This window comes from Flavobacterium sp. PL11 (assembly GCF_035985025.1).
In the GTDB taxonomy this organism is placed as follows: Bacteria; Bacteroidota; Bacteroidia; order Flavobacteriales; family Flavobacteriaceae; genus Flavobacterium.
In genome coordinates this window covers 76,008-100,027 of sequence record NZ_JAXCIA010000008.1, presented here as the reverse complement: position 1 = coordinate 100,027, position 24,020 = coordinate 76,008, and the positions used below count along the sequence as shown (strand labels likewise).

General features: G+C 32.9%; 20 protein-coding genes and 2 pseudogenes. 10 read left to right on the top strand and 12 right to left on the bottom strand.

The features are described from left to right. Positions 1-82: 82 nt before the first annotated feature. Complete coding sequence (locus tag RCH18_RS06335) at positions 83-340, top strand: acyl carrier protein (protein ID WP_326935906.1); 258 nt, start codon at positions 83-85, stop codon at positions 338-340. Between the two features lie 15 nt (positions 341-355). Further along, positions 356-850 (top strand): 4'-phosphopantetheinyl transferase family protein, encoded by a 495-nt coding sequence (locus RCH18_RS06330; protein ID WP_326935905.1) that lies wholly within the window; start codon positions 356-358, stop codon positions 848-850. Here RCH18_RS06330 and RCH18_RS06325 read toward each other — a convergent pair. Together RCH18_RS06325 and RCH18_RS06320 are read right to left on the bottom strand one after the other, a co-directional pair. Further along, on the bottom strand, positions 836-1,432 hold the full coding sequence (locus RCH18_RS06325; RefSeq protein ID WP_326935904.1) for a 3'-5' exonuclease: 597 nt from the start codon (positions 1,430-1,432) through the stop codon (positions 836-838). The two genes, RCH18_RS06330 and RCH18_RS06325, sit on opposite strands and share 15 nt — an antisense overlap. A 2-nt stretch (positions 1,433-1,434) precedes the next feature. Further along, positions 1,435-3,354 (bottom strand): DUF294 nucleotidyltransferase-like domain-containing protein, encoded by a 1,920-nt coding sequence (locus RCH18_RS06320; RefSeq protein WP_326935903.1) that lies wholly within the window; start codon positions 3,352-3,354, stop codon positions 1,435-1,437. A gap of 182 nt (positions 3,355-3,536) precedes the next feature. On the opposite strand from RCH18_RS06320, the gene RCH18_RS06315 reads away from it, so the two are divergent. Further along, entirely contained in the window at positions 3,537-4,043 is a 507-nt protein-coding gene (locus RCH18_RS06315; protein WP_326935902.1) for a DUF2911 domain-containing protein, read from the top strand. Positions 4,044-4,190: 147 nt separating this feature from the next. Here the strand turns inward: RCH18_RS06315 and RCH18_RS06310 are convergent, their stop codons facing one another. Further along, a complete protein-coding gene (locus RCH18_RS06310; RefSeq protein WP_326935901.1) occupies positions 4,191-4,610 on the bottom strand; it encodes an Lrp/AsnC family transcriptional regulator in 420 nt (139 codons plus the stop codon). 104 nt (positions 4,611-4,714) lie between these two features. Here RCH18_RS06310 and RCH18_RS06305 point away from each other — a divergent pair, with 104 nt between their 5' ends. Together RCH18_RS06305 and RCH18_RS06300 are read left to right on the top strand one after the other, a co-directional pair. Then, positions 4,715-5,434 carry a sulfite exporter TauE/SafE family protein gene (locus RCH18_RS06305; protein ID WP_326935900.1) on the top strand — a complete coding sequence of 240 codons (720 nt, stop codon included), beginning with the start codon at positions 4,715-4,717 and terminating at the stop codon, positions 5,432-5,434. Between the two features lie 128 nt (positions 5,435-5,562). After that, positions 5,563-6,768, top strand: a complete 1,206-nt coding sequence (locus RCH18_RS06300) for a multidrug effflux MFS transporter (RefSeq protein WP_326935941.1) — start codon at positions 5,563-5,565, stop codon at positions 6,766-6,768. Positions 6,769-6,787: 19 nt separating this feature from the next. Here the strand turns inward: RCH18_RS06300 and RCH18_RS06295 are convergent, their stop codons facing one another. Next, positions 6,788-7,795 carry a DNA topoisomerase IB gene (locus tag RCH18_RS06295; RefSeq protein ID WP_326935899.1) on the bottom strand — a complete coding sequence of 336 codons (1,008 nt, stop codon included), beginning with the start codon at positions 7,793-7,795 and terminating at the stop codon, positions 6,788-6,790. Between the two features lie 174 nt (positions 7,796-7,969). Further along, positions 7,970-8,146 (bottom strand): annotated as a pseudogene (locus RCH18_RS06290) (hypothetical protein); the annotation flags it as partial. A gap of 170 nt (positions 8,147-8,316) precedes the next feature. Between RCH18_RS06290 and RCH18_RS06285 the strand changes: the two are divergent. From RCH18_RS06285 to RCH18_RS06265, 5 genes and pseudogenes are all read left to right on the top strand, one after another. Then, on the top strand, positions 8,317-8,700 hold the full coding sequence (locus tag RCH18_RS06285) for a hypothetical protein (protein WP_326935897.1): 384 nt from the start codon (positions 8,317-8,319) through the stop codon (positions 8,698-8,700). A gap of 220 nt (positions 8,701-8,920) precedes the next feature. After that, a complete protein-coding gene (locus RCH18_RS06280) occupies positions 8,921-9,145 on the top strand; it encodes a hypothetical protein (protein ID WP_326935896.1) in 225 nt (74 codons plus the stop codon). Positions 9,146-9,201: 56 nt separating this feature from the next. Next, on the top strand, positions 9,202-10,698 hold the full coding sequence (locus RCH18_RS06275; RefSeq protein ID WP_326935895.1) for an efflux RND transporter periplasmic adaptor subunit: 1,497 nt from the start codon (positions 9,202-9,204) through the stop codon (positions 10,696-10,698). 11 nt (positions 10,699-10,709) lie between these two features. Next, a pseudogene (locus tag RCH18_RS06270) lies at positions 10,710-13,814 on the top strand (efflux RND transporter permease subunit). Next, on the top strand, positions 13,795-14,982 hold the full coding sequence (locus tag RCH18_RS06265; protein WP_326935894.1) for a TolC family protein: 1,188 nt from the start codon (positions 13,795-13,797) through the stop codon (positions 14,980-14,982). Before RCH18_RS06270 ends, RCH18_RS06265 begins: the two are co-directional and overlap by 20 nt. An 85-nt stretch (positions 14,983-15,067) precedes the next feature. On the opposite strand, the gene RCH18_RS06260 is transcribed toward RCH18_RS06265, so the two are convergent. The 7 genes from RCH18_RS06260 to RCH18_RS06230 form a co-directional block, all read right to left on the bottom strand. Then, the gene (locus RCH18_RS06260; RefSeq protein ID WP_326935893.1) at positions 15,068-17,452 is read right to left on the bottom strand and encodes a multicopper oxidase domain-containing protein; all 2,385 of its coding nucleotides are present in this window, start codon (positions 17,450-17,452) and stop codon (positions 15,068-15,070) included. After that, entirely contained in the window at positions 17,442-17,924 is a 483-nt protein-coding gene (locus tag RCH18_RS06255) for a DUF305 domain-containing protein (protein ID WP_326935892.1), read from the bottom strand. Before RCH18_RS06255 ends, RCH18_RS06260 begins: the two co-directional genes overlap by 11 nt. An 18-nt stretch (positions 17,925-17,942) precedes the next feature. Then, positions 17,943-20,468 (bottom strand): heavy metal translocating P-type ATPase, encoded by a 2,526-nt coding sequence (locus RCH18_RS06250; RefSeq protein ID WP_326935891.1) that lies wholly within the window; start codon positions 20,466-20,468, stop codon positions 17,943-17,945. A gap of 78 nt (positions 20,469-20,546) precedes the next feature. Then, on the bottom strand, positions 20,547-20,879 hold the full coding sequence (locus RCH18_RS06245; protein ID WP_326935890.1) for a helix-turn-helix domain-containing protein: 333 nt from the start codon (positions 20,877-20,879) through the stop codon (positions 20,547-20,549). A 238-nt stretch (positions 20,880-21,117) separates the two neighbouring features. Continuing rightward, complete coding sequence (locus tag RCH18_RS06240) at positions 21,118-21,594, bottom strand: heme-binding domain-containing protein (RefSeq protein WP_442788147.1); 477 nt, start codon at positions 21,592-21,594, stop codon at positions 21,118-21,120. Then, the gene (locus RCH18_RS06235; protein WP_326935889.1) at positions 21,566-22,213 is read right to left on the bottom strand and encodes a DUF3347 domain-containing protein; all 648 of its coding nucleotides are present in this window, start codon (positions 22,211-22,213) and stop codon (positions 21,566-21,568) included. The genes RCH18_RS06240 and RCH18_RS06235 overlap by 29 nt, the downstream gene beginning before the upstream one ends. Before the next feature lie 30 nt (positions 22,214-22,243). Next, complete coding sequence (locus RCH18_RS06230; protein ID WP_326935888.1) at positions 22,244-24,019, bottom strand: efflux RND transporter periplasmic adaptor subunit; 1,776 nt, start codon at positions 24,017-24,019, stop codon at positions 22,244-22,246. Position 24,020 lies beyond the last annotated feature (1 nt).

Here is a 24,020-nt window from a genome sequence, read left to right as displayed (position 1 = left end):
CAAAGATTGATCAAACAATTCGATCGCCAACTGATCGAATTCTATAAAAAATAAGAGAAAACTATTAAAAAGAATTTTAAAAATGAATAAAGAACAAATTATTGAGCAGTTAAAAGATATAATAAAACCTTATGTTCAAGATCAATCCGCACTAGATTCACTAACAGAAAAAACTGATTTTATTACAGATTTGAAAATTAATTCTGCAAATTTAGTCGATGTGATTTTAGACATTGAAGAAAAATATAGTATTGTAATAGATAATGATTCAATGGAGCGCATGGTGAATGTTGAAGCAGCAATGAATATTATTGAAACTAAATTAGCTGAAAAAAGCTAATTGTCTTTAAACAAAATGATAGGAAATGACATTGTAGATCTGGTATTAGCTCGAAAAGAAAGCAACTGGCAGCGTAAAGGGTTTTTAAATAAAATTTTTTCATGTAAAGAACAATTGCTTATTGAAAGTGCGTCAAGCCCCGAAATTATGGTTTGGAATCTATGGACGCGTAAGGAAGCCGCTTATAAAATATACAATCGACAAACTGGTAAAAGAGGTTTTTTTCCTTTACGATTAGAGTGTAATTATATCAATGACTGTTCAGGAAGCGTTTCCTGTGATGGCTTTGAATATTATACACAAACACAAATTTTTAATGACTTTATTTATACTATTGCGGTTACTAAAAAGCAATATTTTAATAAAATTTTAAAACTGAATTTTCAGTCAAAAATTACTAAAGTGCATGGACTACCTTTTATTTTTGATGAAGTAGATTTAATTTATAAGCCTGCATCTATTACACATCATGGATGTTTTTGGGAAGGAATAACTTTATTTAATTTTTAATCTAGATTTTAATTTTAAAAATAATAAAGCGGTTTTATATGCATTTTCAGCAGTAGAATTGCTGTCAAAATTAGGAATTTTATATATATCACAAAGTTCGTCTAATGTAAACTCTTTATCGATAATATCATTAAATTTACGATGCATCGTATCAATATCTAGTGCTTCATTTTTTAATCGACCGCAGTTTAATCGATCTAATGCTACATTTATAAATTCAACATCAGAATTTATTTTATGACCAACTAGAACTGAATTACTGATAAACGTAATAAAAGATTCTAATGCTTCAGGCTCAGATAATTTTTTTATTTTGCTTTCCACCATAAATTCATGCATCAAGTCATTGTCATGAAAATATTTATATTGTAATATGACAGTTTCAAAGTTATCACCTATCAATATACTATCATTTGATATCGTAAAAGCAGCAATAGATAAAACCACATCTTTTTGCGTGCTTGAACCAGATGTTTGTGTGGATATAATTACATATCGATTTGATTTTTCTTCAAATTTTGAAATATAATTTTTCCAAAATTCAGGATATTCTTTATGGATATTTTTTAACCAGTCTAACATAATTATGAAAATTGAGTAAGTTGAAATTTACTTTTTATAAGGTCTTCTAATTTAGTCATTGGCAGCAAAGCATTCTTTAATCTTTCACGATCAATCTTTGATAATTCCTCTAAATTTATAAATTGACCAGAACTATCGTTTTTTAAACCTTCTAAAGTTCTAAATTTTGATAATGTTAAAAAAGCTTCAGCACAATTTAGATATATTTCTGCATGTTTTGGATCTGTGATGGCTAACTGTTTAAATCTTTGAAACGTATTATTAATTCCTCTTATATCAAAATAGAGATCAAATAATCTAGCTCCATCAATCAAAGGCAGTAATGCTTTTGTCTTAATATCAAATTTATTTTTATTAAGCCCATCATCCTCCACATTAAAATTTTTAAAGAAACTCAAAGGAGAATTTTTTCTCAATGCATCATTACCCAAGAAATCAAAAAACAAGGTGTTATTTTTAGCGTTTTTATAAATAATATCAGTGATCGCATCTTCTATTTTTTGTTCGCCAAAAGCAAGTTCAATATCAAAGAATATACTATCGATTTGGTTAGAATTTTCATTCGTAGTGTTCATCCATCTTTCATATTGCTTAATCCAGTCCGTCAACGATTTACACCACAATATATTGCCACCTGAATGCTCATTAGGACATAATTGATAACCTATATCTTGTAGTATTGCAGTGGTTTTTTTTCCTAATAGTAGAAAATAGTCCTTGACCTCTCGATACTTATCTGCTGATACATCTTCGAAGATTAAAATACTATCTTGATCAGTGAGTAGTAATTGTTCTTTTCTACCTTGACTGCCAATACTTAACCATGCAAAACGGGCAGGAGGTGAGCCTAGCGCAAAAATTGAAAGTTCAACGGAGCGCTTAATAAGTGCTAAATTAATTTCGCTTGCAATATTAAAAATATGAGAAAGAGGGATATTTTTAGTAAGTGAAGTTTGAATTAGATCAGTCAGTCTACGTCTAATTTGTTTTAATTCTTTAGGTTCTTGGCAGCGTTTAATTTCTTTTATTAATACACCAGGATTACTTGCCTGAGCAATTATTAAATCGTGTTCATTTATAATTCCTTTAACTATAGACTTATCTGATCCATCTTGCGTTACGCATAAATGTGTTACATTATGCTTAAGCATCAATAATTGCGCTTCTGCTAATGATATATTTTCAATTACAGTAATGACAGGTGATGACATAATTTTGTCAACTGTAACATTTAGCTGAAATCTTCCAGTAGCTATTTTAGAACGCAAATCACTATCGGTAATAATGCCTATTGGTATGTTGTTATTATCACATACAATAATACTATTTTTTAAACTGGAAGTCATACTCAAAGCTACTTCTTGAGCGGTGGCGGTTACAACCGTTTTTAAAGGAGAAGTATTATAAGAAAGCGATTGAAAATATTGCATTTCTGATTGCTGATCAGAAAAATAGGCATTATCCGAAATCAATTTTTCAATTAAATTTTCTTTATCTTTTGAATTTCTTGTATTTACAGCAAAACTCTCCAATAAATAATTCAAAACATCAGAATTATTGGCTACAAAAGGTCTAAAAGAAGTAATAGGAATAGCATAAATAATACTTTCCTCTCTTGCTTTAGCAGTCATCATATAATTATTTTTGGCAAAAAAGGGACGTAAACCAAAAATATCACCAGCGGCACATTTATTTAATAATGTGTCTTCAGCGTCAATAATCACAGATAGATTTATCACTCCAGAAGCGACAACATAAAAACAATCATGAAGTTGATCATTGACTTTAAAAATCTCTTGATGCTTTAGGTAATTGATAACACGTACGGTCGTACAAATTTCAGATAATTCTTGAGCACTCAAGTGTTTAAATGGTGGATAATCTTTTAAAAAATCAGCAATATAGTCAGCTACAGTATTCATAATTAGTCGATCAAAAGGAATCACTCGCAAAAATAACGTTTTTAAAAATACAATCACAATCAATAAGATTGTATTAATTTATAATTGTGCAATGCTTAATTTTTTCTTAAAATAAATAGCAATAACAACACACTTTATGCAAGTTGTTTATATTTATATCCTAAACTAAAACAATATTTATTATGAAATTAATTAGAAAAATACAGGTTACTTTTATTGTCTTATTTGCCACAACATTTGCAATTGCTCAAGGCAAACCTTCTAGTAGTAAAGAGGTCGCTACTGGTAAAATTAATGGAGCTATGATTACTATTAATTATGGAAGTCCATCGGTGAACGGCCGTGAAATATGGGGAGGATTAGTTCCTTACGATAAAGTGTGGCGCGCTGGTGCAAATGATGCAACGACATTTACGACAGATAAAGATCTAACAGTTGAGGGAGCCAAATTACCAGCAGGAAAATATTCGTTTTTTATAATTCCAAACGGTAAAGAAAGTACAATCATTTTTAATAAAGTCGATAAGCAATGGGGAGCTGGAAAATATAATGAGAAAGAAGATCAATTAAGAGTGATGGTAAAACCACAAGCTACAAAAACGTCTACTGAAAAATTAGTATATACTATTGAAAAGAATAAAGTTGTTGTAAGTTGGTCAAATTGGAACATTCCAATTGCTGTAAAATAATAATCTATTACATTCTAAAAAGCATTACCGAAAGGTGATGCTTTTTGTGTTAAATACTTTTCTATAAATTTTCTATTTTACATAATATAAATTATAGTTCATTTTAACATAATGAAGTTTCTTTCAATTATAACAAAAACAGTCAATCTATAGATCTTTTAAATTTGATAAAACTAAATGAGTTGTTGGTTCACCGTAAATTAAAAGACGATCAATAAACTGCTGTAAGTGCAATTGATCTTTTAAAATTACTTTCATAAAAATATTGTGCGTTCCAGTGATACGGTAAACTTCCCCAATTTCAGGAAATAGCTCTAATTTTGCGCAAAACACATTTAATTTACCACTAAACAATTTGTACATAATAAAAACCTCTAGACCAAAACCCAGTTTACTATTATTAAGCGTAATATTGTAGCTTTTTATTACCTGCGAATCTTCTAATTTCTGAACGCGTTCGCGAACACTCGACGGCGACAATCCAATTTGTTTTCCTATTTCTACAAATGAAGCTCTAGAATTAACCTTCAACTTATCTATTATTTTTAAATCAATCGCATCTACCATTTAAAAGTTTTTTTTTAGTAAAATTACTATTTTTAAAAGGGAAAATCATTATAAAACCATTGATAAAATTTTACAAAAAACGATTGCTGGTTTACTTTTGCACGATGGATTCAATGTTATTATTACTTATAATTGGGATATTTTTTGGTTTTTTCGTTCAAACTATCAGTGGTTTTGCAGGAGCCTTAGTTGCACTTCCTTTTTTACTGTTTGTGATGCCACTCTCTGAAGCCGTGTGCTATATATCTATTTTTTATTCTATTGCTTCACCAATTTACTTTTATAAAGAGTGGAAAAATATGGACAAAAATTTATTGAAAAAATTAGCGATCACTTCTTTTATAGGTGTATTAATTGGCTCTATAGTTTTACTATTTGGTGAGCCCACAATTTTAAAAAAAGCTTTAGGAATATTTATTATTTTATTTGTTTTAAACAACTTGATTAATAAAAATAACAATCAATTTGGCACTAAAACACAAATGATATTAGGACTTTTTGGTGGATTTTTCTCTGGTGTATTTTCTACAGGCGGACCTTTGTATGCAGTAATTATCAAAAATGAAACGGCTACTGTAAAAGAATTTCGCGCAACTATGTTTGGAATATTAGGATTAGTTTCAATGATGCGAATTTTTATTTTAGCTTTTGAAGGCGTTGTAACTACAACTGAATTAATCAATTCGTTATATGTACTTCCTTTTTTTATACTAGCGTTAGTATTAGGTAAAATGGTTTATTTAAAATTAAATGAGGAATTTTTAAAAAAAATTATTTTAGCACTGCTTTTTATATCTGGTTTATTGCTAGTAATAAAAAATTAGAATGCCATTAAAATATGCTTCAATAATCTTAAATAAAATTAAGTTTTAGTAAGCGTGTAAATAATTTACCTTTGCAAAAAATTAAAAATTACTATTTGATGACTAATTCCGAAATGGACGTTACAGAGATGTCCAAATCAAAATATATAAAATTAATTCTGATATTAGGTTCCTTAACAGCTTTAGGACCGTTTTCCATTGATATGTATTTACCCGGCTTTGCTGGAATTGCAAAGGATTTGAATACTTCAGTTGCTAATGTTTCTATGACTCTATCCAGTTATTTTATAGGTATTTCGGCAGGACAGCTACTTTATGGACCTTTACTAGATCGCTTTGGACGTAAAAAACCGCTATTTATAGGATTACTAGTTTATATTTTTGCTTCTTTGGGTTGTGTTTTTGTAAAAGACATCGACACCTTTATTGGCTTACGTTTTATACAAGCTGTGGGTAGCTGCGCGGCAACAGTAGCTTCAATATCCATGGTTAGAGATTTATTTCCCGTCAAAGATATCCCTAAAGTTTTTTCGATGTTGATGTTAGTAGTTGGTCTGTCGCCTATGCTAGCTCCCACAATTGGAGGATATGTTACCGCTGATTATGGTTGGCACATGGTATTTTTTATATTGATGTGTATGGGAATAGTTATTCTTATTGCTTCCCAAATTGTTCTTCCTAATTCCTATTTACCAGATACTTCAATTTCACTGAAACCAAAACCAATAATTAACAACTTTGTCAGCATTATAAAAGAGCCACAATTTTATACGTACGCATTTGCTGGAGCAATCGCATTTTCAGGATTGTTTACCTATGTTGCGGCCTCCCCTATTCTATTTATGGATATTTATAAAGTAGATGCTAAAACTTATGGTTGGATTTTTGCCTTTATGTCATTAAGTTTTATCAATGCCAGCCAGTTAAATTCACTTTTATTAAGAAAGTTTACAAGTGAGCAAATGATTCTAGGAGCGCTAGTTTCGCAGGCCTTTGTAAGTGTATTGTTTTTGATATTAGCGATTAATAACTATTTGGGATTATATGAAACAATAGCAATGTTATTTTTATTTTTAGCTTGCTTAGGAATTTCAAATCCTAATACAGCTGGTCTTACACTCGCTCCATTTTCGAGAAATGCAGGAAGCGCATCCGCTTTGATGGGGGCCATTCAATTAGGATTAGGGGCATTTGCTTCCTTTGTGGTTGGTATTTTTGTGCAAAATTCTGTTGTTCCCATGGTGGTTATAATGACCACCTCTACCTTATTGGCACTAATTATTTTAATTTTTGGCAAAAAAAGAATTAAAGCAGCAATTTTGATTAACCAATAAAAAAGTTGCTAATTCAATTTTAAATATGTTTCATCACTTCTTTCTCTGATGATGTAAGTCCGCCTTGCATCATTCCGCCGTCTTCATAAATTTTATTTGGTAAGCTTTTCGATTCAATTTTACCCATAATTGCTGGATGCACATAGTAAGATCTACATACTGTTGGTGTATTGCCTAGTTCATTTGCTACCATTCGAATTAAAGTATTGCTGAATTTACTTTTTTTACTATTACTAAGCGCCTCGATTGCAAAAGGATAAAGTTCAACTGCCAACCTACTTGCAACCCAAGTTCGAAAATCTTTGCTACTGAAATTTTTACCCATATTAGTCCGGATATAGTCATTAACATCCTCACTGTCTACTGCATGGAAATTTCCAGCACTATCTTTATACCTAAATATTTCAAAACCTGGCAGCTCTGCTGATTTTTTAATTAATTTGGCTAGCTGAATATCATCAATTTCAACATGTCGCATTTGATTACTTTTTCCTTTATATTCAAATGTAACTTGATTATTTGCAAAAGTCATGTGTTTTCTTCTCAGGGTGGTCAAACCAAAGGTTCCATTTTGATCTGCATACTGCTTATTCCCTATTCTGATTCCAGTTTCATCTAAAAACAAAACGATCAGCGCTAAAACTTTGTCTTTCGTCCAATCTTTTACAGCAATATCATTGATTACTTTTTTTCTAAATTTTGTCAATGCTTTACCAAAATCTTTCATTTTGGCAAACTTCTCTTCTTGTCTTGCCTTTTCAAATGTAGAATGATATATGTATTGTTTCCTACCTTTTGCATCTCGACCGATGGCCTGAATATGACCATCATCCCATTTACAAACGTAAACATCGCTCCACATCGGTGGAATAATTAGTCGGCGAAATCTACTTAATAATCTTGTATCTGTGATTTTAATACCGTCTTCATCAAAATATTGATAGCCCTTACCCCTCTTGCGCTTATGAATTGACATTGCTTCATCATCGACATGCTTTATTTCATAAGTAGTTTCTTTTTTATTCATGATGCATTTAATTTAATGTTTTAAAGATAAAATAAAAGCCAATTTTTGAGTTTTAGAATTAGACGAGATTTTTATATAATTTTTCGAATAAAAAAACCGGTAGTAAACTCTTCCAAGTCTAATAACGGTTTTAATTTAATTCTAAAAGAAAGCTATTAAGTATCTATTCTTACTTTAATAGTTTACCGACAATCCTACTCCAGATCCCATATCGCTGTCGTAATGCGTTCTAATCCCCATATTTTTATTTATGATGTATCGTAAATCAGCCATATATTCTTTGTCTGTATTAACCATAAAACCAGCTCGTATTCTTTTTGAAACTGGAATGTCTTCTCTAATAAATGCCAAAATGGTCGTTGATAAAATAGCCTAAACAAATTTTTAATAAATTTTTTTATTTTTATTTAACTACAGACATGTTTAATTCTAGAAGGTGTTTTTTTTCTTGAAAAGTATTAATATGACATAAATTAGATTTTTAAATTCAAAATTCAATTATTATATTTACATTTGGGTCGATGAAAAAGCAAATTACTTTATATTTTCTTTTTTTAGCTTGTGTTCTTCAATTAGGACACAGCATTTTTCCTCACGTACATGTAAAGGAACATCACCACGATGGTATAGACCACCATCACCATGATTCAAGTGAAAACGAATTATCTTTATTCTTTTCTCATTTTGGTCATACTTCCGAAGTGTTCTCTACAACTCATTTAGAAGATGTTACAAAAGTTGTAAATGAAGTTCCTGCTTCAGTACTTGTCGCTAGTACTTATCCATTTTCAAATTTACTGATTTTACATCCAAAAAAAGAGGTCCATTTTGATGAAGAGCCTCTTGTTATTATTTCACCTCATTTGCATTCCTTACAATTTCGAGGACCTCCCACGCTTATTTAATACCAACCTTCAATAATTTGAATTATAAGATACTTATAGTCTTTTTTTACTATATTTTATTTTTTATGTTGTTTATTATCGTTGAAAATTGTCCACCTTATTAATTGGACAATGTGATTAAGTAGCACACAGTCATTAGTGTTAGCGACCTAACGGGTCAATCTTATTTCATATATCTTAAATTTTAAAATCAAAAAAAATGAAAAAATTATTGCTTTCTATGGCAGTTGTAAGTATTCTTTTTACTGCATGCAACGAAAAAAAAACAGAAGAACATGGACACGACCATACTGACGGGACACATGAACACGCCGATGGTGAGGCACACGCTAATCATGATGATGAAACCGTAAAACAAGAAGAGTTCACAGTTGGAAAAGACACTGTGATTTCAGACGACGGGCACGGTCATGAAGATGAGAATGGAGAAAAACACGACCATTAATTAATTTTTACGCCCATGATTGTTTTATTCATGGGTGTAAATTAAAATTTACATATATGAAAATAACACAAAACATATTGCTTCTTTGTTTATTCGTTTTAGGAATAGCAAGTTGCAATCAAAAAGAAGAAGCTCAAGAAGTTACTTCACTTGAGCCACTGGCTTATACTTTATATTCAGAGAAAACTGAATTATTTGTAGAGTTCAAACCTTTAGTTGTGGGTTCGACTTCAAGATTTGCAGCTCATTTTACTATTTTGGGAGATAACTTCAAGCCTTTAACAGATGCTATAATTACGGTTAGTTTAATAGTTGGTTCAAACGGAATTAAAAATGCTGTTGATGCGCCAAGCTCTCCGGGAATATTTCGTTTGGCATTAGAGCCAAAAACTGCTGGAACTGGAACTTTAGTATTTGACATCGTAACAAAAGAGTATACAGATAAAATCACCATTAAAAATGTGCTAATTTATCCTGATGAAAAAACTGCATTTGAAAAACAACCTGAACCTGCTGAAAGTGGCGATATATCTTATCTGAAAGAGCAAGCGTGGAAAGTTGATTTTGCTAATATTGCTGTAAAAAACCAAACTTTTAATGATGTCATTAAAACCAGTGGTCAAATACTTTCTGCTCCTGGAGATGAAATGATAGTAACTGCAAAAGCAAGTGGTGTGGTTGTTTTTTCTGGAAAAAATACTATTGTAGGTTCGGCTGTTAATTGGGGTAATTCTCTTTTTACTATTACTGGAGCTGATATGACTGAAAATAATATTGATGCATCGGTAAACGAAGCGAAAAACAATTACTTGAAAGCAAATTCAGATTATGAACGTTCTAAACTATTAGTTGCTGATAAAATTGTTTCGGAGAAAGACCATCAACAAGTTAAGTTGCAATTTGAAAATGCGCAACGAGTTTATTCTACAGTTTCTAAAAATTACAGTTCGAAAGGGCAGAATATCCTTTCTCCAATGTCTGGTTTTGTTAAAGATGTTTTGGTTACTGAAGGTCAATATGTTGCTTCAGGAACTCCATTAGCAACGATTTCAAAAAACAAGCGTTTACTTATTCAAGCTAATGTTTCGCAGAATTATTTTGGGAGATTACCCAGTATCACTTCGGCAAACTTTAAAACGCCTCAAAGCGACATCGTTTACAACACAGCCGATTTGGATGGTAAAATCGTGTCTTATGGAAAAAGTGCTTCTGCAAATTCTCCGTTCATTCCTGTAACTTTTGAAGTAAACAATACAGGACAATTGATTTCAGGTTCTATTATTGAAGTTTATTTAAAATCATCTGCAATTTCTGACGCATTAGTAATACCCACTTCTTCTTTAATTGAGGAACAAGGTACTTTTTATGTTTATGTTCAAACAGGTGGCGAAAGTTTTCAAAAAAGAGAAGTAAAATTAGGTGCAAGCGATGGTTTGAACGTTCAAGTCTTATCTGGAATTATAGAAAATGAAAGAGTAGTAACCAAAGGAGGCTATCAAATAAAATTATCTAGTGCTTCTGGCGCTTTACCAGCTCACGGACACGAACATTAAAAAAGAAACTCATGCTAAATAAAATAATTAAATTTTCACTACACAATCGATTTTTTGTAGTGATAGCATCTGTTTTGTTACTGGTGTTTGGTGGCTTTATAGCCTCAAATATGGAAGTCGATGTATTTCCAGATTTGACAGCACCAACCGTAGTAATAATAACAGAAGCACACGGAATGGCTCCTGAAGAAGTGGAGAAATTAGTTACATTTCCGTTAGAAACTGCTGTCAATGGAGCGACTAATGTGAGACGTGTTCGCTCTTCTTCCTCGGCAGGAATATCCATTGTTTGGGTAGAATTTGAATGGGATACTGATATTTACAAAGCGCGACAAATTGTAAACGAAAAAATTACAGCTGTTTCCGAAAAACTACCGCAGGGTGTTGGAAAGCCAACTATGGGTCCACAATCTTCCATTATGGGAGAAATTATGTTGGTTAGTGTCACCGCTGATTCAACCTCTTTAATTGATTTGAGAACCATTGCCGATTGGACTATTAGACCACGATTGTTAGCAACAGGCGGGGTTTCACAAGTAATCGTAATTGGCGGAGAATTCAAACAATATCAAATATTAGCATCTCCTCAAAAGATGAGTTTTTATAATGTTACCCTTTCTGAATTGTTGAAAGCAAGTGAGGAATCGAATGGTAATTCATCAGGAGGTTTCATGAACGAATACAATAATGAATACATTGTAAAAGGAATTGGTAGGACTAATGACATTGAAGCCATCGCGAAATCAGTTATTAAAATGCAAAATAGCAATCCAATAAAAATTGAAGATGTTGCCGAGGTTAAAATTGGTGCTGCTTTAAAAATTGGAGACGGTTCCTTTAAAGGTCAACCAGCCGTTATTATGACTGTCATGAAACAACCAGCAACCAATACTTTAGAACTAACTGAAACTATTGATATTGCAATCGCTGACATTCAGAAAAACTTACCTAAAGATGTGCATGTTAATACTAAAATCTTTCGTCAAGCCGATTTTATAAACGCCTCTATTAGTAATATTCAGAAGACATTACTTGAAGGCACCGCATTTGTTATTATCATTTTGTTTTTGTTTTTAATGAATTGGCGGGCCACTTTTATTTCATTATTAGCCATTCCAATTTCATTAATAGTTGCTATTATAACCTTAAAATTGCTTGGTTATACAATCAATACCATGAGTTTAGGAGGTATGGCAATTGCTATTGGAGATTTAGTTGATGATGCCATTATTGATGTGGAAAATGTTTTTAAACGACTAAAAGAAAATGCTTTAAAGCCAAAATCAGAACAAAAAGATAAATTGACTGTTATTTTTGAGGGTTCATTTGAGATTCGAACTTCGATTATAAATGCTACTTTTATTATTATTGTCGCCTTTTTGCCGCTCTTCTTTTTATCAGGAATGGAAGGAAAATTATTGGCACCGCTTGGAATAGCATTTATTGTAGCATTATTCGCTTCTCTAATAGTTTCTTTAACGCTAACGCCAGTTTTAGCGAGCTATTTACTGACGAATGATAAGATGTTATTAAAGCAACATAAAGAAAGTTGGTTGGTTGAGAATTTGCAGAGATTATACTCAAAAGCTTTGCATTCAGTGATGACTTTCAAAAAAACTATTTTATTTGTTGCTGGAGGATTGTTCTTGTTATCATTATTAATTATGAGTCAATTAGGTAGAACTTTTTTACCTGAATTTAATGAAGGCTCGTTAGTAATTAGTGCTGTAAGCTTACCTGGTATTTCTTTAGAGGAAAGTAATAAAATTGGAACTCAAGTTGAAAAAGCACTATTATCAGTACCCGAAATAAAGATTACAACTCGTAGAACAGGAAGAGCAGAACTTGATGAACACGCTCAAGGTGTAAATGCTGCCGAAATAGATGCTCCCTTTGTTTAAGAAGAACGAGACAGAGAAGAATTCATGACCGATGTTCGTGAAAAATTAGCAGGAATTACTGGTGCAAATATTACGATTGGGCAACCTATTGGTCATCGTATAGACCACATGCTTTCTGGAACAAGAGCCAACATTGCCATTAAAATTTTTGGAAACGATTTGAATAAGTTATACAATTTATCAAATGACATCAAAAGGGAAATTCAGAATGTAGAAGGATTGGTGGATTTAAGTGTTGAGCAACAAGTTGAGATTCCGCAAATACAAATCAAAGCGAAACGTGCAATTCTAAACCAATACGGAATTACTATTGGAAAGTTTAATGAGTTTGTAGATGTTGCTTTTGCAGGAGAAAAAGTATCTGAAATTTATGAAAACAATAAAACTTTTGATTTAGTCCTTCGTTATGATGATGCCAACAAAGGTAAAATTGAAAATATTAAAAACGCATTGATTGATACGTATGATGGTAAAAAAATTCCGTTGTATTATGTTGCTGATATTGTAAGTACATCAGGACCAAATACCATAAACAGAGAAAACGTGCAGCGTAAAACGGTTGTGTCTGCCAATGTTTCGGGTCGTGACCAAAAAAGTGCAGTAGCTGATATTCAGAAGATAATTAATGAGAAAGTAAGCTTGCCTGAAGAATACCATATTGAATATGGAGGACAGTTTGAAGCCGAAGCCGAAGCTTCTAAAACATTACTTTTAACTTCTTTGATTTCGCTATTGATTATTTTCTTAATTCTATATCAAGAATTTAAAAAGGTAAAAACCGCTTCTATTATTTTACTAAATCTACCATTGGCTTTAATTGGTGGTGTTTTTAGTATTTATTTCACAAGTGGTATTTTAAGTATTCCAGCCATTATTGGATTCATCACTTTATTTGGTGTGGCAACTCGAAACGGAATTCTATTAGTCTCACATTATGAAACTTTAGAACAAGAAGGATTGTCGCTATATGACACTGTTATGCAAGGTTCAAAAGACAGGTTAAGTCCCATTTTAATGACAGCCTTAACAGCAGGATTGGCATTAATTCCGTTAGCCATTGCGAGTGATTTACCTGGAAACGAAATTCAAAGTCCAATGGCTAAAGTTATTTTAGGAGGTTTGTTAACCTCTACATTGTTAAACATTTTCATTGTTCCAGTGGTATATTATTTATCTAATCGTAAAAAAGAACAAAATGAACAAAATGAACAATAAATTATTAATCTGCTTTGTTTTACTGCCTTTAACTACTGTTTATGCTCAATCTACTATCGATAACGCACTGACAGAAATAGCAAAAAACAATACAGCCATACAAGCAAACACACAGTTTTGGAACACACAGAAAGTACAGTATAAGACTGGAAATACGTTGTACAACCCAACTTTTGATTATGATTATTTAAACGGAAGTCCTGCAAATGCTGGTAATCAAACAGAAATTGTAATTACGCAATCTTTTGATTTTCCAACAGTTTATGGCAAGAGAAATCAATTGGCAAATGAGCGAATTAGTCAAGCAGATTTACAACTTAATGCGGCAAATCAAGTCGTGCTTTTAGAAGCTAAAAAAGTGTGTATTGAATTGGTTTACAGAAATAAGCTGCAAATTCCATTGGTAAAAAGAAAAGAAGCAACCGAAAAATGGTTGGCGTTTTTCAAGAAGAAAATGGACACTGGTGACGGAACTATTTTAGATGTAAATAAGGCTGAAATTCAATTGTTAGAAATTCGAAAACAGTTTCAAGAAAACTCGTCTGCAATTGGTGTTTTAAATGAAAAGTTAACTAGTTTAAACGGTGGAACACTGATAATTCTAAAAAATGTTACCTATTATGAAGTTCCTGTTTTAGCTGATTTTGAAACATTATTCGCTGAAATTGAAACTGCTGATTATGTCAAAAAAACACTAGAACAAGAAAAAGTAATTGCACAAAAACAAATTGAAGTAAGCAAAGCAATGGCTTTACCAAAAATGGAAGTTGGGTATCGTTATCAAGGTATTTTAGGTCAAACCTATAATGGTATTCACACCGGAATTTCATTGCCCTTATGGGAAAGTAAAAACACGGTAAAACTTCAAAAAGCAAAGATGGCTTATACTGAAAATGCTATCTCAAATCATGCTAACGAATATTATTATGAGATAAAACAATTGTATGGTCGTTATGAAAGTTTGAAAAGTATTTTAGAAGAGTATCAAAAAGTAACCAATGCTATGCAGTCTGTACAACTTTTGGACAAAGCTTTAGCAGCTGGGCAAATTTCTGTTTTGGAATACTTTGTAGAACTTAATTATTACAATAGTTCTTATAATTCATTCTTGGAAATAGAAAAAGAATATTATGATGTAATGGCCACTTTATTAAAGCATAAGTTGTAATTTTCACAAATACATAATTAGATTATAAAGAAAATGGGGCTTTGAGACCCCATTTTTTATTTTAATCAATTTCTAATTTCTGCTTTTAATAATTCACATTCACCCCAAAACCAATTCCCATATCACTATCATAATGCGTGGTAATTCCGATGTTTTTTCCAACTATATATTTAAAACCTCCCATATATTCTTTATCAGTATTGACCATAAAAGCCGCTCTTAATCTGGAAGAAAGTGGAATATCTTCGCGCATCAATTGCAATCTTACATTCCCATTATGGTAGATTTCAGTTTGAAAAATAACGAGCATTGGCAACGTATAAGCGAATCCTAAACTGGCTTGAATACGTTTGTCTTTTGTGCTTTTTTGACCAAAGAGATTTTCCTCTACTTCATTCCTATCCAACTTTCTATACCTTACATCAAATCCTACAAACGGCATAAACCATTGATTTTTGCCAATATATCTTCCAATATGCGTTTCTGATTCGTAACCGTGTTCTGCACTATATCCCAATCGCCACTCGGTTCCAAAACTCCATCTCGCATTTTGAAACATGGCTTGACCGTCATTTCCATTAGTAGCAAAATCATTTTCAGCCATAAAATGCAACTGATTGCTTTCGGCTTGTAGTTTCTTATACGCTTTTTCTTTGTTTGGTAAAAACGGATTAGGTTCGGAATTTTCATAACTAAAAACACGGTTCATTCCAGCCATCATGTGGTACAAAACGTGACAATGAAAAAACCAATCGCCATCTGAATTGGCTTCAAATTCTATCACATTGGTTTCCATTGGCATAATATCCAATACATTTTTTAGAGGAGAGTACTCCCCTTGCCCATTCAAAACTCTAAAATCATGACCGTGCAAATGCATTGGATGGCGCATCATAGAATTATTAGTCAAAGTGATCCGAACAATTTCTCCTTTTTTAATTAAAATCTTATCAACTTCTGAAAGGACTTTATTATCCATACTCCAAACATAACGATTCATGTTTCCGTTTAATTCAAAGCGCATTTCACGAACAGGAGCATCTTTTGGCAATGTGGTTGAATTTGGTGATTTTAACATTGAATAATTTAAAGTCAAAATATCAGAACTCATACTATGGCTAGAATGATCCATTTGCATGTCGTTTATCTTCATTTTATCATCACCCTTTTTCAGTTTATCCTCATCCATTTTCATATTTCCATGATCCATTTTCGTATTTCCCTGAACCATTTTTGCTTTTCCATAACTCATTTTCATTTTCCCGTCATCCATTTTCATAACATTACCCGATATTTCTGGATACATGACAGTGTTCATATCCATTTTCTGCATAGACATATCCATTCCCATATCGTTCATTGAACCGTCTATGTTCATCATGCCGTTCATCATTTTCATACCTTCAAAGTATTTTAATTTTGGCATCGGACTAACCAATTGCTTAATTCCCGAACCAATATAAATAGACGCTGATTTACTTCTATCCTCTGGAGTAACTAAAAATTCATAAGAGGTGTTGTCTGCTGGAATTGTCACAACAACATCGTAGGTTTCTGAAACGCCAATAATTAATCGATCTACGTCAATAGGTTCTACATCATTCCCATCATTAGCTACTACCGTAATTTTTCCTCCCGCATAATTCAACCAAAAATAGGATGATGCTCCTCCGTTAGAAATCCGCAATCGTACTTTATCGCCCGATTTAAAAATCGGGATTATTGATTCATTTTTTTCATTGCCCGATTTAAAAATTGGGGCTATTGATTCATTTTTTCCATTGATAAGAAATTTATCGTAATAAATATCACTCACATCCATCGCCAACATTCGTTTCCATTCGTTGGTTAATTTGGTCTTGAAATGTCCCGCTGCAATAGCTTCGGAATAACTTTGTGTGGTTCCTTTTTTTATGGCAAACCAATCAGACGCATTATGAAGCATGCGATGGACGTTATTAGGATTGTAATCAGTCCATTCGCTTAAAATAATTGGCACTTCTGGAAGGTCGTCAATTCCTTTTCTAAACGTTTTGTCGTCTTTTCTCTTTAAAAGAATCATAGAACCATACATTCCTATTTGTTCCTGCAATCCAGAATGCGAATGATACCAATGTGTACCATTTTGAATAATTGGAAATCGATACGTAAACGTTTCTCCCGGTGCAATAGGCATTTGCGTGAGAAAGGGAACTCCATCATATTGATTGGGTAACATTAATCCATGCCAATGCAGCGAAGTACCTTCTTTCAATTCATTATGCACCACAATTTCTGCAATATCACCTTCTGTAAAAGTTAGAGTTGGCATAGGAATTTGACCATTTACAGCAATGGCTCTTTTTTCTTTTCCAGCAAAATTTACAATAGTATCGCGCACGTATAAATCGTAATGAACGACTTTTTGAGCAATACTGCTACTGGAAATAAAAAGCAGAATTACAACTGCTATTATTATATTATTTTTCATTTTCTAATCGTTTAATCATTACTTTCATTTGTTCGATTTCTTTTCTTTGTGCTTCAATAATGGCATCTGCTAATTTTCTAACTTCAGCATCTTTTATATCGGCTCGTTCACTGGTTAATATTGCAATGGAATGATGTGGAATCATTCCTTTTAACCACAAAAGATCGCCAACAATTGGCTTTTGTGTGCGAACAAGAATTAATGCCGAACTGAATAACAAAAGACTTCCAAGTAAAATTGCCGTATTTTTTTTCTTGCTTTTGTACATTCCCAACATAAATAATAGCATGATTACAGCCATTGTTGAGATCCCCAAACTAACCATATAAAAACGGGTCATACTGAAATAAACATGGTCTATTTCATACGTATTTAAATACATCGTGATGTACATAGCTACAAATGACAATCCTATCATCAAGAAAAAAGTAGTGTACGGATTGGTTTTTTGATGTGAATTTGAATGTTCCATGATATATAATTTAAAAAGTTAAATTTTAATTGTTCTCAATCGCAACGCATTTGCAATCACAGAGACGGAGCTAAAACTCATCGCTAATGCTGCAATCATAGGTGATAATAAAATTCCGAAAAAAGGAAATAAAACTCCTGCTGCAATTGGAATTCCAACGACATTATAAATAAATGCAAAAAACAAGTTTTGCTTGATGTTTCTCATAACAGCGTGACTTAAATTTTTAGCTTTCACAATTCCTTGTAAATCTCCTTTAACTAATGTGATTTTGGCACTTTCAATTGCCACATCCGTTCCAGTTCCCATAGCGATTCCAATATCAGCTTGAGCCAAAGCAGGAGCATCATTGATTCCATCGCCAGCCATTGCGACTACTTTACCTTGTGCCTGTAAATCTTTTATGTATTGCAATTTATCTTGTGGTAAAAACCCCGCTTTGAAGTCGGTTAAATTCAATTCAGCGGCAACTGCTTTTGCTGTATTTTCATTGTCACCCGTTATCATAATAACTTCAACACCTTGTTTTTTTAATTCAGTTATGGCTTCAATACTTGTTTTCTTTATCGCATCGGTAATCGTTATAAACCCAACGACCTTATTATTAATGGCAATGTAAGAAACTGTTTTTCCCAATTGTTGTTCGGCAATTACTTCTTTTTCGATAGCCGAAAAATCAGCAACGCCTTCTTGTTCCATTAAACTTTTATTTCCTAACAGAATCAATTCTTGATTGATACTGCCTTTTACACCTTTGCCCGTTACAGAATCAAAGTCAGCCACTTTAGAAAATGCAACTTCTTTTGTTTTAGCGAAATTAACTACGGCTGTAGCCAAAGGATGTTCGCTACTTTGATTGAGCGATGCTATTTTTCCCAAGACGTCTTTTTCATCGCCGTCTTTTACGACAATTTTTTCTACAGAAGGTTTTCCTTCCGTGATGGTTCCTGTTTTATCCGTAATCAAAACATCAATCTTGTCCATTTTTTCGATGGCTTCCGCATTTTTGATTAATACGCCCAATTTCGCTCCTTTTCCAACGCCAACCATCACAGACATTGGTGTAGCCAAACCTAAAGCACACGGACAAGCGATAATCAAAACGGCAATGGCATTCACAAATCCATAAACCAATTTCGGTTCAGGTCCAAATTGCCACCAAACTATAAATGTGATTACCGAAATTACAACTACAATGGGAACAAAATATTTAGCCACTTTATCAACCAGATTCTGAATAGGTGCTCGAGAACGACTCGCATCGCTAACCATTTGCACAATTTGCGATAGTAAAGTTTCGGACCCTACTTTTTCGGCAATCATCAAAAAAGATTTTGTACCGTTAATAGTTCCCGCACTTACTTTATCGTCTTCTTTTTTATCCACAGGAATCGGTTCTCCCGTAATCATAGATTCGTCAATCGTACTAGTTCCTTCGGTAATTTTTCCATCAACAGGAATTTTCTCTCCTGGTTTTACACGTAAGATAGCGTCTTTTTTAATGTTGTGAATAGAAATGACTTTTTCAACACCATCAACAACTACTGTAGCTTCTTTTGGTGCTAATTTCAATAATTCTTTAATAGCACCGCTGGTTCTGCTGTGTGCTTTTGCTTCCAACAATTGCCCTAATAAAACTAACGTCAATACTACTGCTGTAGCTTCAAAATATAAATGAACCGTTCCGTTTTCTGTTTTAAATTGAGCGGGAAATACCTCTGGAAATAGCATAGCTACAATACTGAAGAGAAAGGCAACTCCCGTTCCAATCCCAATTAGAGTAAACATATTTAAATTCCAATTCACAATGGATTTATAGGCTCTTTCAAAAAACATCCAACACGCATAAAAAACAACGGGTAGCGTAAAGACAAACTGAATCCAATTCCAATATTTCAATTCCATTATCTGATACAAAGGATTATTGGGAATCATATCCGACATCGAAATGATAAAAATCGGAATACTAAACAGCATTGCAATTTTCATTTTGTGCCAAAGCGTCTCATAGGTTTTGTTATCTTCCGAATCCGATGGTTCCATCGGTACTAAATCCATTCCGCAAATCGGACAACTTCCAGGCTTATCTTCCACAATTTCAGGATGCATCGGACACGTGTATTGCGTCACTTGATTAGAAGTTGGCTCTTTGACCAAATCCATACCGCAAACCGGACAATCTCCTGCTTTGTCATACGTTTTGTCGCCTTCGCAATGCATCGGACAGTAATAAGTTCCCGCTTGATGTTTGTGTATGGTTTCTTTTTGGTTCTGGTCTTTTGGTTTGGAAGAACAACAACTTGCAGTTTTTATTTCAGTTGGAACGTCAGTATTAGGCAATGAAATTTTATAATGACCTTCCGCACCACCTAGTGCGTCTTGTAACGTTTCTATTTTCACGTGATGTGACATAGTGATAATGGCTTCCTTGGTATCTTTCGAAACAAGAACTTCGGTCACATTTTCAACTTTAAACAAGTCTTTTTGAACCGTGGCTTCACAACCTGAACAAGTCATTCCAGTAACTGTATATTTATGGGTCATAATTTTATAGTTTATAATACAAATTTCAGCAAATCAAATCCTAATCATTTACACAATTATGGTTATGAATTGCAAAGTTTACAATTGATCCAACTGAACTCTTTTGTTGTTTTTCATATTTTTAAAATGAGAAGGAGAAAATCCAGTAACTTTTTTGAATTGATTGCTTAAATGAGACACACTGCTAAAATTCAATACATTAGCAATTTCAGAAAGCGACAATTCATCATAAAAAATAAGTTCCTTTACTTTTTCTATTCGAAGATTTATGAAGTACTTTTCAATACTAATCCCTTCTATTTCCGAAAATAAATTACTTAATTTGCTGTAAACTTTATGCAAATGATGCACTAAATAATCCGACAACTTAATGGTAATGTTGCTGTTTTTATTTTGAATCAAATCAATCAAAACAGCTTTAATTTTTTTGATTAATTGACTGTTTTTGTCGTCTAACTATTCAAAACCAAAATGTTCTAAATGAGTTGAAATCAACTGCTTTTCTACTTCATTTAATGGCTTTGAAAACTAAACTTCTCCGAGTTTAACGTCAAGCAATTCAAATCCAAGTTGTTCTAACTTCCATTTTACAACCAAAATACATCGGTTACAAACCATATTTTTGATGTATAATTTCATCTTTATTAATTTATTTTAAAACCAAGTTTACCCAATTTATAATTTCTTCTTTTTGTTTAGGAGAGAGGTTTGCGTCGCCATGTACAAATGTATAGGATCGTAAAGGCATTTTTTCATCCTCAATCTGGCTTATTATTGATTTTAATTTACTTTTTTTTCTTCTATTTGAGTACGTATCCCACTCGTTAAAGTTTAATTCTGCTTTACCTTCTGTAATGTGACTTTCTAAAAACCAAGTAACAGGTTGGACTTTATTATACCACGGATAATAGGTGTTGTTACTGTGGCAATCATAACAGGAGGTTTGTAAGGTATTCTTAATATTTTGCGGAACAGTATTTACTACCATAAAATCAGTAATAGGCACAGTATCATTTTGATTGCGTTTTGTGGGAATAAATTGAATTCCCACAAACACAACTACTAAAATCAGTAAGATGATTTTAAATTTTTTTCGTTTAGTTAATTTGCTTCTTAACACTTCCACAGGTTAGCATTTTTGAACCAAAATAAGGGTTTTTAATTTCTTTTACTTCACTTAACCAAAGAGCGCCTTTGTTGTTGTTTGCCATTGGGCAAAAATCTTGATAAATAACTTTGTTTGTCCCAAGTAGCGCTACTAAATCTGTGATGTCAGTACTTAATCCTTCAAAATGTTCTCTTTGATGGTCGATATCACTTTTTATAATGTGTTCCGCATGTTCTTTCGCACTTTCTGTAATTTCCATGTATTCTTTATGCGCTTCTTCTGATAGTTTTGACATATCAAACTTCGAAAATGCCGCTAAAAGTGCCGTTCCACCCTTGGCTGAATTTTCTTTACTATCTGCAACTAGACCATTTTTCATGACAAAATAAGCCTCTAATATTGCTGCTGTTTCAGCATTCTTAGTCGTGTTTTGGAGAATTTCTCTTTGAGTAAATGTTGTACCTGCCGAATGGTCGTGTCCTTCGTGCGATTCAGTTTGCATCGTGTTGTCCATGTTTTCCAAGTTTTCCATGTTTTCCATGTTTTCTTTCATTTCACTCTCTTGCTTTACATTCTCTTTACAAGAAATTGTTGTGCTGATTAACGCTACTGCTAAAATTCCGATTACTTTTTTCATGATATTAAAATTTATTGATTACTTATTTACTTATTTAATTGTTTCTTTTACTTCTCCACACTTCAGCATTGATGCGCCAAAATACGGGTTTACTACTTTATTTTCTTTGCTTAACCAATTGGCTCCTTTATCGTTATTTGCCATCGGACAAAATTGAACGTAGGTACTTTCGTTTAATGGATTAAACGCTTTTGTCATCGCAATCATTACATTAGAGATAGGCTCAAAATGCATTCTTACTGCTTTAATGTCTTTTAAATTTGATGAACCACTAATTTGTTTTTTAAGTGCTGCTTCGTAATTCATCCATACGTTATGTGCTTCCCCTTTAACTACGCTCATGTTTATTTTGGCTAACGATTTTTCAAAATCTAACAATGCTTTTTTAGCGGTATCAAAATCATCTTTCGTTAAGGCATCTTTGAAGTCAAAATAGTTTTTATACAAGGGTTGTAAACTTTTTTTTGCTTCCGTGCTTATAGCGGTTTTGTCTTCTTTTAATACTACTTTTTTAGCATCACTCATGACCATTTTTGTTCCGCCATCATTTTTACCTGTAGTTGTTTTTCCACCTTCGCGATTCATCATACTTGGTTTTCCTGCTAATTGTGCTGCGGCATCTACGTTGAAAGTTCCATTAGCAACTATTTCTTCGCCAATTTCCAAGCCTTCTTCAATGATGTATTCATTTCCTACTAATGGGCCTAAAGTGACTTCTCTTAATTTGAAAGAAATGCCTTTTACAGATTCATTTTTTATGTAAACGATAGAGCGTTTCCCTGTCCACATTACAGCGGTCTTTGGTACACTAATAGTTGATTTTTTACTATCTACTTTTGTTTTTACCGTTCCGGACACAAACATTTCAGGTTTGAACTTTAGTCCTTTGTTTGGCACTTCAATTCTTGCTCTGGCAACTCTTGTTGTGGGGTTTATAAATGGGTCAATAAAAGAAATGGTTCCTGAAAAAGTTTCACCCGGAAAAGAGGCTATTGTATAGTTTACTGTATTTCCTTTTTTAATTAATCCCAAATCCGATTCGTATATTTCAAAAAGCACCCATACTTTGGATAAATCTGCGACTTCATATAAGGTTTGTCCTTTTTCAAGATAATCGCCTAATTCTACATTCTTTTTGATGATGTAGCCCGAAACATCGGCGTAAATTGGAAACTGGTCTTGTTTTTTTCCTGTTGAGATGATTTTGTTAATCGTAGCATCTGACACTTTCCAATTTTTTAATTTCATTTTTACAGATTCCAATAATTGCGGTTGAATGTCTTTAACACTATATGCCTCAAGTAATTCTTGTTGTGCACTTGCTAGTTCTGGTGAATAAACATACGCTACGACTTCTCCTTTTTTAACGTATTCGCCAACGAATGAAACAAGGATTCTTTCGATACGACCGGGAATATGTGAAGACTGACTGTAAAGTGTTTTTTCGTTTACTTCAATCTTGCCATTCATGGCAATTTCTTTAATGCCGTCCGTATTTCCGACTTTATAAGTGGAAATTCCTGCAATAATCATGGCTGATTCTGACATGCTGATGGCATCTGGGTCAGCGGCATCAGTATCGGACTCTAATGGTATCAAATCCATACCACATATTGGGCAATCTCCGGGTTCAGGTTGTCTAATTTGTGGATGCATGGAGCAGGTCCAAACCTCCGCTTTAGCACTAACTTCTGTTGTTTGTTCTTGTTTGTCTGAACCGATTCCGCTGAAGAACAAAGCGCCTAAAATAAACCCAATCACTAAAGTAATCAAAGCTACTATTTTTGTTTTTTTATCTATGTTCATG